Annotated in this window: 5 protein-coding genes; 3 read left to right on the forward strand and 2 right to left on the reverse strand. The window is 39.8% G+C overall.

Annotated elements, in window-relative coordinates; genetic code table 11:
- Positions 1–122 precede the first annotated feature (122 nt).
- Entirely contained in the window at positions 123–2,303 is a 2,181-nt protein-coding gene (locus tag VNZ46_RS16675) for a DUF5703 domain-containing protein (protein ID WP_325561192.1), read from the forward strand.
- A gap of 47 nt (positions 2,304–2,350) precedes the next feature.
- On the opposite strand, the gene VNZ46_RS16680 is transcribed toward VNZ46_RS16675, so the two are convergent.
- Both VNZ46_RS16680 and VNZ46_RS16685 read right to left on the reverse strand, forming a co-directional pair.
- On the reverse strand, positions 2,351–4,606 hold the full coding sequence (locus VNZ46_RS16680; RefSeq protein ID WP_325561193.1) for a GH92 family glycosyl hydrolase: 2,256 nt from the start codon (positions 4,604–4,606) through the stop codon (positions 2,351–2,353).
- Between the two features lie 121 nt (positions 4,607–4,727).
- Entirely contained in the window at positions 4,728–7,277 is a 2,550-nt protein-coding gene (locus VNZ46_RS16685) for a galactose oxidase (RefSeq protein WP_325561194.1), read from the reverse strand.
- Positions 7,278–7,861: 584 nt separating this feature from the next.
- Between VNZ46_RS16685 and VNZ46_RS16690 the strand changes: the two genes are divergently transcribed.
- Together VNZ46_RS16690 and VNZ46_RS16695 are read left to right on the forward strand one after the other, a co-directional pair.
- Entirely contained in the window at positions 7,862–11,008 is a 3,147-nt protein-coding gene (locus VNZ46_RS16690) for a TonB-dependent receptor (RefSeq protein ID WP_325561195.1), read from the forward strand.
- 11 nt (positions 11,009–11,019) lie between these two features.
- The coding region (locus VNZ46_RS16695; RefSeq protein ID WP_325561196.1) for a RagB/SusD family nutrient uptake outer membrane protein at positions 11,020–12,811 on the forward strand (1,792 nt) is incomplete at its 3' end.

The raw sequence follows: 12,811 nt of genomic DNA on the forward strand, positions 1-12,811 counted from the left end.
TCCTGCTATTTGGATGGATTATACTGAGAAAATTACAGCACTGTTAATTGGCTATTAAGGCTTTATTAATTCCCAGGAATACCTTTATGCAGATCACTAAAAATTAAAAACCTAACAAATAAATGATGAATGATTTTCGACAGTCAAAAATTACGCTCTGTTCCTTTCTGATGCTGATCACTTCATTTTCAGCTCTGGCTCAGCAGAAAGAACCAAGGAACATCGAATCACTTTTAAAACCCTACAATGTGACTTGGGATATTCCCGGTCCAACATCATTAGAATCTATGCCCATTGGCAACGGTGATATAGGACTAAATGTCTGGGCAGAACCTAATGGCGATGTTGTCTTTTTCACTGCAAAAACCGATGCCTGGAGTGAAGACAATAAAGGATTATACGGTCTGCTAAAATTGGGAGGTATGCGCCTTTCGCTTAGCCCTTCTCCATTTAAACCAGGTGGACATTTCCTGCAAACACTTAAACTCCACGAGGGAGAAATAGAGATTTCAGAAGGGGAAAAAGGAAAAGGAGCCGTGATACGCATCTGGGTAGATGCAAATAACCCCGTGGTCAGAGTTGAAGTAAAAAGTGATCATCCGGTTTCAGCAAAATTCACACTCGACAACTGGCGTATCACCAAGAATGAACGCATCAGTGCGGACGTCATTATGAAAGACCAGGTCAATCGGATTGTCTGGTACCATAGAAACGGAGAAAATAGTGATCCTGAAGTATTAAATCGCACATTTGGTGCAGCGATCAAGGGAATTGGAATGACTAATAGTGGGCCTTCAGTTTTAAAATCGACTGAACCTGCAAAATTTCATCTCATTTCTATCTATCCATTAACGGTGACTACAACCACCAGCGATAACTGGTTATCACAGTTAAATGATCAGGTTTCACGTCTTGAAAAAGTCAGCCTACCTCAGAGCTATAAAAAACACCAGCAATGGTGGGGCCAGTTTTGGAAGCGCAGCTGGATTTACATAGATGGAGACCAGGCGGCACAAGATATTACAGGTGGCTACGTACTCCAGCGTTTTGTTACAGCTTGCGCCGGGCGAGGTAGCTATCCCGTAAAATTTAACGGATCAATCTTCAATGTAAATCATCCTAAATTAAAACTTGATCAGGAAATAAAATCTGTAACTGCTGATTACAGAAAATGGGGCGGCCAGTACTGGTTTCAAAATACCCGGGCAATGTACTGGCCCCGGCTGATGGCCGGTGATTTTGATGTGATGAGGCCATTTTTTGATATGTATGTAGCGATGATTCCTGCCAATACGGCTCAGGTAAAAAAATACTACAACCATAATGGTGCCTATTTTGCAGAAACAGCTCCTTTTTGGGGAGGCCTGGGTTATTGGGGGCCAGAAGTACAAGAGGATTGGACAGGGCATTATTTTACGCCCGTCCTTGAATTGAGTATGATGATGCTGGATTATTACAAATATACTGAAGATCAAGAATTTGCCAAGAAAAAGCTACTTCCGGTAGCAGAAGCGGGTATCACTTTCTTCGATCAGCATTTTAAAAGAGATGAAAACGGAAAATTACTATTGGATCCGGTTAATTCTATAGAACAATTCTGGAAAGTATACAATCCTGCACCAGACATTGCAGGTTTACATGCATTACTTCAGCGATTAATTGATCTTCCGGATCACATTGCTGAACCCTCCATAAAAGTACAGTGGAAAAGATTGCTGCAAGAGTTACCTGTACTTCCAGTTGGCATTGACACTAAATCTGGAGATAGCGTCCTTCTTCCATATTCCGGGCAACAAACGGCCAAACCAAGAAATCGTGAAAATCCGGAATTATACTCCATCTACCCCTTTCGCATCTATGGCCTTGGCAAACCAAACCTCAAATTGGCCATATCAACATTTAATGCTCGTAAAGAAAGATTCAAAGGTTGCTGGACGCAAGATCCCATACAGGCTGCTCTGTTGGGCATAACCAATGTAGCCAAAGAATATACTCAGTTTGCCTTCAATCTAAAGGATCCGGAGTTGAAATTCCCTGCTTTCTGGTCTGCAGAAAATGATTACCAACCTGATCAGGATAATGGAGGAAATGCAGAAAATGCACTACAGCTGATGTTAATGCAATGTGAAGGCGAAAAAATCATGCTGCTGCCCGCATGGCCTAAAGAGTGGAATGCTGACTTTAAATTAAATGCACCATTTAAAACCACAGTTCAGGGTAAGATTGTAAAGGGCAAACTAACAGATCTTATTGTCACTCCTGCCGAACGAAAGAAAGACGTGATAGATATGTCTATTCAATAGGCCTGTAAAATTAAGGCCAATCCGTTTATTGATTGGCCTTAATTTATTTATTCAACTCCCCATTTTTTATTTGGTTTGGGGCCCATTTCTAACTCCAGCTTTCCTCCTGAAATTAACTGATTATGCGTAAACCATGGCCTGGTCAATACTTGACCATCAAATTTTGCGCTTTGTATATATTTATTGATTACGGAACAATTGTTTGCTATCATTTGAAAGGTCTTCCCGTTAGGCAAATCAATGGTTACATTTTCAAATACGGGACTGCCAATGGTATAAACCGGAAGTCCAGGAGTGAGTGGATAGAAACCTATCGACGAAAACACGACAAAAGCGGTCATCCCTCCACCATCTTCATCACCTGGAATACCAAATACATTGTCCTTAAACCAGGTATCCAGCAGAAAGCGGATTCTCTTCTGAGTTTTCCATGGCGAATCTGTGAAATTGTATAAGTATGGAATGTGGAAACTAGGTTCATTACCCATAGAAAACTGGCCTACAATCCCGGTTACGTCAGGAAATCTGGCCTGAAACTCATATTGACTACGCCCAAGTGGCTCTCTGAACAACTGATCCAGTTTATTTTCAAAACCAGTTTTACCACCCAGTAAACCTATTAATCCATTTACATCCTGTTGTACTTGCCATAGATAAGTCCAACCATTATTTTCGTCATAATATTCTCTTCCCCCCATTCCCCCATCAAACTTAGGATCTATTTTAACCCAGTTGCCGTTTTTATCTTTAGGCATGAACATCTGGTTCTCCGGGTTCCATAAGTTTCTATAATTCTGTCCCCTGGCGTTGAACTTCGCAAAATCCTCTTTCTTTCCCATGTCTTTAGCCAATTGTCCCAATGCCCAATCGTCATAACTGTTCCCCAGAGTCACTGCAACTGCCTGGCGTTTTTCAAATTTATCTACTGCGGGTACATATTCACTTTCTCCAATCGCTAAAGCTGGGAAGAATCCTTTACTGTGATAAATATCATCCAACTCCGTCTTAGGTCCATTTCTCCAGGGAAGCATGGTTGCCTCATTCGCATTTTTGGCCAGCCCTTCATATGCTTTGTTTAAATCAAAGTTTTTTAATCCTTTACGGTGCGCATCCAGGAAACTAATTGTAGAATGAAAACCATTCATACAAGCGTGATCACCGAAAAGTACCGGAAAAGTAGGCATCCAACCACTCTGTTCATACATGTTCACATAGGAATTTAACATGTCCTCTTCCTGGGCAGGATTTAAAATTACACGAAGCGGATGATGGGCCAAATAAGTATCCCAGGCCCAATCATCAACATAAAATGGGCGGTTACTTTGGTGTATTTTATTGTCAAAACCACTAAAATACTGTCCATCTTCAGAGATGTCCACCATTCGCTCATAACATCTGTACAAGGCGGTGTAAAACGATCTTTTTTGTGCTTCAGTTCCTCCGGTCGAATGGATCTGATTGATTACTTTTGCCCATGCCTCTTCAGCAACAGCATATTGTGCATTAAAATCTCTCTGTTTTAATTCCTTATCGTAGTTCTTCTTAGCCTGTGCTGTACTAATGTAGGAGATCGCATATTTAAATTCAATTTTACCGCTGGAGTTTTTGGGAAAACTAATGTAGGCCTTTGCATCTTTTCCTGCCACCTTGGATACACTGGATAAACCTCCATTTTGCACAGTACCCGTTACACCATCTTCGCTAAAAATACCATAGAGATATACCTTAATATTCCCGTGATAAATTTCAACAGCAGTTAATTCCCTTGCCGAGATAAAGTTAAATTCATTTTGTCCGTCATTGTAGTTTCCAAAAAGCAATGATTTATGGCTTTTTGAGGGAAATTCAAATTTGAAATACCCGGTTTTTTTCCCTGGCGTAAATTCTACTTTCACCTCGTCATCGACAAGGTAAGTGCTATAATACCATGGACGATTAATTTCCAGATCATAATCATAGGTCATGTTCTTTTTCCAGTTTGAAACCTGTGGGTCTTGTATGGATGGACTGAGTGCAAATACTTGTCCCAAACGATGCGAAACAACATTTAAAGGAAAGCTGGAAATCTGATCATCTTTGTAATCCTTTCTTTGAGGAAACATTCGGATCATTTGATTAGGCAATTGAACCGTAGGACGGGTTGGTTCTAATAAATGACCAACATTACCAATCAAGGGGTCTACATATTTCAGGTTACCGGTACCTTCATAAGATTTAGTTTGGGCATTGGTAACTGTTTGTATCCATAGTAGGGGAATGCACAAAACCAGTTTTAGTTTTGGCACCATAACTTTAGTTAACATATTAAGCATACAGTGTTTTAATTTCTTGATTTTAGTCCAAGTTAGATCCACCTATTAATAAAAGCCTAATAAATGATTAATCGATATTATTAAACTCAGTTTCTGCAAAAAACTAAAGCTGCTATTCTAGTATTTCCTGAAAACTTTGTTTAAAATCTTCTCCATAAATGGCTTTATAGGCTTTGCTAAATGTTTCAAACTTCGATTTTGCTAAAGAATGTTTCCCTAAGTGCACCAGCGCCTTACAATTGATCATCATGGCTTCCTCGTTCACTGGATCGAAATAGGCTATATAATTAGACAGACTTATCAAAAATTCCGGATCATCTGCAATTTTAATACTGGCTGCATAATGAAGATAGGTATCTATGATCTCATTAGAAATCTCAGACTTAAAACCATCCAGCCAGTCATATTCTACATTAGACAAAAAGCCGCCACGATGGATCAGATTCGTAAGCTCATTAAGCCTGGCTTTGTCAATTTCCCGCTTACTGTTTACAATATCCAAATATTGACTGTAATCAATTTTAACTTGCTTAGGCTCAAAATCAATTTTCCAGTACCCAGTTGTTTTTGAAATCTGACAGCCCTCTATCCTTTCAAGAATAATCTTTAGTTTGGCAATATTCACAGATCTGTTGTTTCTGGCACTCTCTGCAGGTTTATCAAACCACAATATTTCTGTTAATTTCTCAGAGCTGATCCCCCTTCCCCATTTTATAGTATACAGCAATACGACCAGAAAAAGCTCTCGTATTAAAGGAGAAAGAGATTTGGTAATATCTTCTCCATCTTTATCAAACAACTGCATATCTCCAAACAGAAAAATGGTGTTTTTTATTGTCGGCTTCGGTTGTTCCGTTTCAGGCTCAGTTGCTCTATCCGTTATTAATGGAATTTCGGCTGGAAATACCGAAACAACAGATCCAGTTTTGGACACTCCGGAACGGCGCCTGTTTTGCCGGTAAAAAAAGAAGACACCAATAAGTATTACCGATACAAGCAATAAGTATTTACCCGCTTTAAAGGTATCCCCACCCTCTGCTGAAATATTGGAAAAGGCCTCCGGCGGCCCATATAGTGTGTAAATCTTAACAGTGGTCTGGTTACTTTTTTCGTCCCGAAACAATGTTACAGCAACGTATTTTTGACTTGCGGGACAGTAAAATAAATCTGCAAAAGAATTGATGTCATGAAAAGCATAAGGTATCCGATTACCCACCAACTTATAAAAAGGTGTATTTAAAGACCCCTCTATTAATTGCAGATAGGAATTATATTTATCATTTGGAAAGGTGAGCGCGTAATAGTTGTTGCTTTTTTCATCGACAACCATAGAGTTTGCAAAAGCAAAATCTTCGCTTTTAGGTTTGATTTCAAAAATCTTCCTGAAAGTTCCCTGCTTAACATCGTAAAAATTAAGATCGTAAATGTTTTTGGGATTTAAGATCTGTTCACCCGTTGCGCTGCCGTATCCTCCAAGGATATAGGCACCACCTTTTACTGTACCAAGTGCGGATAAATAACGTGGGGTAAAATTTCCTTTAGTCTGAACAACAGACCATCTCTTGTCTGGAAAATAATAACGGTTTACACTATGACTATAGTGATACTGTCCATATCCACCAATCATATAAATTGAACTGTCTAGGGCTGAATAAAACTTATTGGGATGCCAGAACAATGTGATAACATCAGGATTTATATATTTCTTGTCCCATTTTCCACTGCTAAAGTTAAAATTAGCAACCAATTTCTGGTCCATATAAAAATTGAACAACTGCCCCGTACTGCCATCAAAAATAGATTGGTTTCCAGGAAGCAGCCCCTGTTTTCCAGAATTATATGGATGATAAGTGGATTGGTGGGAAATTAGATTATAACTGACCAGCGAGTCTTCAGCAACCACGTACAGTTCCTCTTTATGAGGATTAAAAGCGACACTTGCTGGCCCCTTTACCGCAAAATCCTTCACCATTTCCCAGTCATAATGTAATTTTTTGATCCAGATTGGATTAAAAACACTCGCGTCCTTAGTCTTGATCCTTTCCAGGGCTTTGTTCCCTGATTTCTCATCCAGCGGCCAGTAATAACTCAAATGTTGGTCTTCACTAATCTTAACCTCCCTGACTTTCATTGGAGGTACATCTTTTATTTTGAAATACTTGTAGTTATTTGCCCCAAAAAGAATCCTGTAACAATTTTTCTTCAAATTCAATTTTTGCCGGTAAGTTCTGCCATCTGCCAGCAGGATAAGCTGCTGACGTTCCATATCAAACTGAAATTTTAAATTGTACCAGTTTTTGTACAGTTTATTAATGTCAACGTCAAAAGCAATATCAGACACTTTGTCGCCAATAATCAGTTTAAAGTGTTTGTTCTCCAGAAACCGCATATCATACACCAGGTCGATATTGCGTTCGTTGTTATCAATCAGGCGGAAAACATAACCAAAATAATCTGCATAGCCTGGCATAAAAGAAAGATCAAACGACAGTTCAAAACTATGATCAAGGCAAATAGGCTGCTCTGGACTAAGGTCCAAACTCGTTCTTTTATCCTGCACCACTTCATGACCTGCAAAACCTAATCCATAAGATTGGCAGTATCCAGGCATGGAAGCAAACTGTAGAAACAAAAAACAAGCTGCATAAAACTTTAATTTCATAGTCGTTTGAAGAAAAACATTTGGTCTCAGGAACTCCAAAGATAATAGAATATGTAACTTTTAATATATTTTCTGTTCATAGCAAATCATATTAAAATTAAACGAGATAAGCTTATAAAGCAGTTATCTACAGTCTTCAGACCTATTTATTTCCATGGGTTGAATATTAATTGAGCAATTAATTCTGCCGTTAATTCAATATTAAGTATTTATTAATAGGCAGATAATAAGTTTATCCCAGATTACAATAAGAAGTAACTATTAAACCATGCAAAGAGATCGACCAGTAGCTAGTAATATAGTAGAAGCTGGTTTTTTTTATCAAAAATAGGCAATCGATTGCCTTGTATTTAAAAATTACTACATCCTCTTTAATGAAGTTTTATTAGTTATTTCAAAATTTAATTTAACAGAATAAAAAACAAAGCCTGCAACTTAACTGCAGCAGAATATAAACCAAACCAAATATAGACATGACGAACAACAAATCGAACTCCCCCTAGCGGCTTATCAGGCATCTAGCCTTTCCAGTACCCTATTTGGGTAATCATAAAAAAAGAATTAAACCAAAATAATTAAACAGTATGAAAAAAATTAAATACCTATTTGCCCTATTTTTTCTTTTTCCACTTGTTTTGTTGGCCCAGCAATCGGTGACCATCAGTGGAAAGATAATTGATGCGGCTGCGGGCGCCGGTCTTCCAGGGGTTAGTGTCAAAATAAAGGGCACCTCCATCGTTGCTGTTACAGATCAACAAGGAAAGTTTTCTATCATTGCACCCAGTACAGAATCCTCTCTCCAGATTTCTTATGTAGGCTATATACCTCAGGAAATACAGATCAAAAACAAAAAAGATTTTCAAATTACACTGCAAGAAGACAACAAAAACCTTGACGAATTAGTAGTTGTAGGCTATGGCACCCAGAAAAAGGTAACAGTTACTGGCGCGGTATCGACATTGAAAAGTGAAGAAATTACGGTCACTAAAAATGAAAATGTGGTAAACATGCTTACAGGTAAGATCCCAGGGTTACGTGTGTTACAAAAAACAGCAGAACCGGGCTCTTTTGAAAATCAATTTGACATTCGCGGATTGGGAAACCCGCTCATCGTAATTGACGGAGTACCCAGAGGCGGTATTGAAAGAATGGATCCTAATGAAATTGAAAGCATCTCTGTATTGAAAGATGGTGCAGCTTCAATTTATGGGGTTAGGGCTGCAAATGGTGTAATATTGGTGACCACAAAAAAGGGAGATAAAAATGGAAAATTCGATATTAATTATTCCGTAAATCAAGGTTGGCAACAGTTTTTAGGAATGCCCGAAGGCGTTGGACCAGTAGATTTCATGATGTTGACCAATGAAAAAACCAAACGTCCCTTTGCCAATAATTTTGTAAGCAACTCCGAACCAACATATACCTATGCCGATATGAAACCCTGGCTTGACGGAACATCCAAAGGAGCAGACTGGATTGGACTTGTCTTCAAGAAAACATCTCCGCAAATCCAGCACAATTTAAATGTGAATGGTGGTACAGAAAAGATCACTTATTTCTTTAACCTAGGTTATATGAAACAAGACGGTATTTTTAAAACCAACTCTTTGGACTATCACCGCTATAATTTCCGGTCCAATGTAAATATTAATATTTCCAAAAGGCTAAGGGCACAAATTCTGGCCTCCGGATATACAGATGAAAAGAACCAACCTTACCAGGATTTATGGACCATATTTAAATACACATGGAACCAGATTCCAATCAATAGAATCTTTGCTAACGATAATCCTGAATATCCAAGTGTAATGTCTGAGAATGCCAATCCTGCCGTTATCTCAGATGCCTCTAAAGTAGGTTACAAAAAGCAAACACAAAAGAACTTTCAGGGGCAGCTAAGTTTGGAATACGACATTCCTGGCCTTGAAGGCTTAAAAGCTAAAGGGATGTTCAATTATGGATATAGTGTAGATGACAATACAGAGCAAAAGAAAGAATATAAGTTATATACCTATAATGCAGTAACCGATACCTATGTTGCTTCGCTCGTAAAGTCGCCAACTACTTTAATGCGCTATTATGGCAATAACATGTCTACACTCAGCCAGCTCTCCTTAAATTATGCCCATACTTTTAACAAAGACCATAACGTATCCGGATTGCTCCTTTTTGAAGAAAGTTTCTCTAAAGGGGATAACTTTTTCGCCCAAAGGAATGTCAACCTACCCATCAACTACTTATTTGGTGGAGAAGCCGGTGATCAGATTGGCAGCATGAATACCGGCAATATCAATGAAGTGGTATACCGGGCTTATGTAGGTCGTGTAAACTACGATTATAAAGGAAAATATCTTGCTGAATTTAGTTTCCGTCAGGACGGATCTAACAAATTCAAGCCAGGTAAAAGTCAGTGGGGCTTCTTCCCTGCAGCATCTGTTGGATGGCGGATTACCGAAGAAGGTTTCTTTAAAAACTTCATATCACCTGATATCTTATCTAATTTAAAGCTTAGAGTATCTTACGGTAAGGCAGGATATGATACGGATACACAGTTTCAATATATTCCGGGCTACAATTATCCGACAATCAATCCAAACGACCAAAGTATCTATGGCTATATTTTTAATGGACAATTCATTAGTGGTGCTGCACCAAGACCAGCAGTAAACAACGACTTGACCTGGTATACCACCAGTATGAAAAACATCGGATTGGATTTCAGTCTGTGGAAAGGTAAACTGGAGGGGTCTTTTGATGTGTTCAGACGGGATAGAAATGGTTTACTGGCCAAAAGAGATGTGGCCGTACCAGGTACCGTAGGTATTGACCTGCCTGAAGAAAATCTGAATACAGACAGAACAGAAGGTATTGAACTCTCATTAAATTACCGCGGCAAAACTGGTGAGTTTGGCTATAATATAGGTGGTAATATTTCTACCACACGCACCATGAACCGATTTGTAATTGAAACAAAAGCCGGAAATGAATACCTCCAGTGGAGAAATGGCAAAACCAACCGCTACAACAACCTTTGGTGGGGCAAAACTTATGGCGGGCAGTTTTCAAGCTATGATCAGATCTATAACCATCCTGTAAATGCGGGAGGTGGCAACAACAATACGGTTCCTGGCGACTATTACTACCAGGACTGGAATGAGGATGGTGTAATCAACGAAAAAGACGAAAAGCCGATCGCTACGAAAGATATCCCTTTGATCAATTATGGGATAAATGTCGGTTTAACATGGAAGGGCTTTGATCTGAATGCACTCTTTGCAGGATCTACCAGTTTCTATGTGGAATATACCGAGCAATTTGCACAACCGCTTATGTACGACAGAAGTTCTTTATCACAATTTCTGGACAGCTGGCATACCGCAAACCCATCAGACAATGTGTTTAATCCGAACACCCAGTGGATTCCTGGCAAATATCCGGCAATGGGCTCGCCTGTAGCAGAGGGTACCAAGGCCGTTCAGGATGCCAGCTATATCAGACTAAAAACCCTCGAGCTCGGCTATTCCTTCCCCTTCGAAAAATTGAAACGCATTGGGGTAAAAAAGTTAAGGATCTATGCCAATGCCTACAATCTTTTAACCCTGACAAAACTTAAAAACAGCGACCCAGAACATCCCGGTCAAATTCCAGATGCAGGCTTCAACCAATCCTTAGGTGGCTATAAGTATCCGCTGAACAGAACTTTTAACCTGGGTGCTAACATTACCTTTTAAAATTCCAGATCATGAAAAGATATCAACTCATCATAGCCATTCTTATCGCAGGAATGTTATTTTCCTGCCATAAATTGGACATCAAACCAAAAAGCATTCTTACATCCGACGTCATATTTGGTGGAGAAGGGGGTATAGATGCTTATATGGCAGACATCTACAGGAAATTACCGATTGAAGATTTTACGTATCGGCCTGGAGGACGTGACGGTCAGTCAGGGTTTAATCTGCACCATGAATGGGAGCACTTCTGGCATTCTTCTGCCGTTACCGGCGAATCAGTAGGACCATATGGAGGCATGGACATTGGTGGCGGATTTGGCTACTGGCCATATGCAGAAATACGCGCTGTAAACAACCTTATGCAGGAATTACCTAAAAATTCAGCCAATTTTACGGATACCCGTATTAAAGAATTAACAGGTGAAGCTTATTTCTGCAGAGCTTATTTTTATTTTGCTATGGCCAAACGCTATGGCGGGGTACCCATTATAAAAACCGTACAAAACTACCCGGAGCAAACAATCGAAGAACTCCAGGTACACCGCGATAAAGAACAAGATGTATGGACCTTTATTGGAGAAGACCTGGATAAAGCTTTTGAACTGATGCCAGTTACCAGTCCAAGAGGAAGGGCTAATAAATATGCAGCAGCAGCTTTGAAATCAAGGGCGATGCTATATGCAGGTTCTATAGCAAAATATGGCTCTGTAAATTTTGTAGCTGGAGAAGCCAGGACACAAGGTTTTGTGGGCATTCCTGCAACCGCAGCCAATGGCTTTTTTACTAAAGCATGGGATGCAGCTAAACTCGTGGAAGGACACTATTCGCTCTACCAAAAAGATGCAGATAAAGTAAAAAACTACGCTGATGCTTTCCTAGATCAAACAAGCCCGGAAAATATCCTGGTTAGGGATTATTCTATCGCCAGCAATACTGCACACAGTTGGGATGCAACATTTTCTCCACGTTATATGACTGCTGATGGAGATAGCCGATCTTACCCAACCCTGGATTTCGTGCAGAAATTCACCACTCTCCCCATCACCAATGCCGATGGTACGCCACGCCGTTTTGACAAAATAGAAGACCTTATGACCGGTCTGGAACCTAGGTTACTGGCCACGGTCTATTTTCCCGGTGCCAGCTTAAGAGGTTACCAGTTTGATACCCAAAGAGGGCTTTATACCTCCTTTACAGGAACCGCAGCTGCAGAAGTTGCCAAACCCGCCGACCAACGAACAAACAGAAAAGTTTCTGCAGATGAAAACACCTTGTATGAAGGCAAAAGAATCTCAGGCATTACAGGGATCAAACCTAATGGCAGCCCTGATAAGACAACCAGAACCGGTTTTTATGTACGGAAATATATTGACTATAACCGTCCGCAAAATCAATGTGGTCTATTTCAAAGTACCCAAAGCTGGATCGAATTGCGTTATGCTGAAGTGCTCCTCAACAGAGCAGAAGCGGCAGCAGAGCTGGGCAATACAGCAGATGCGACCACTTGCATCAACCTGCTCCGCACCAGAGCTGGTGCAACACTTGCTGGTAGTGTTTCGATTAATGATGTGCGTCTGGAAAGAAACAAAGAGTTAGCTTTTGAGAATCATTACTGGTGGGATTTAAAACGCTGGAGAACAGCGGATATAGTTCTCGACAACACCAAGTTCAGAGGATTGATGCCTTACTATGTTTTTAATGAGGGTAAGTATATTTTTCTGAATGAACCGGAGATCTATGAACGCAATTACTTTTTTGACAAAAAGTACTATTACGAACCTATCCCTGGAGGAGAACTGG

Origin of the sequence: Pedobacter sp. (genome assembly GCF_035566355.1) — a bacterium.
GTDB lineage: Bacteria > Bacteroidota > Bacteroidia > Sphingobacteriales > Sphingobacteriaceae > Pedobacter.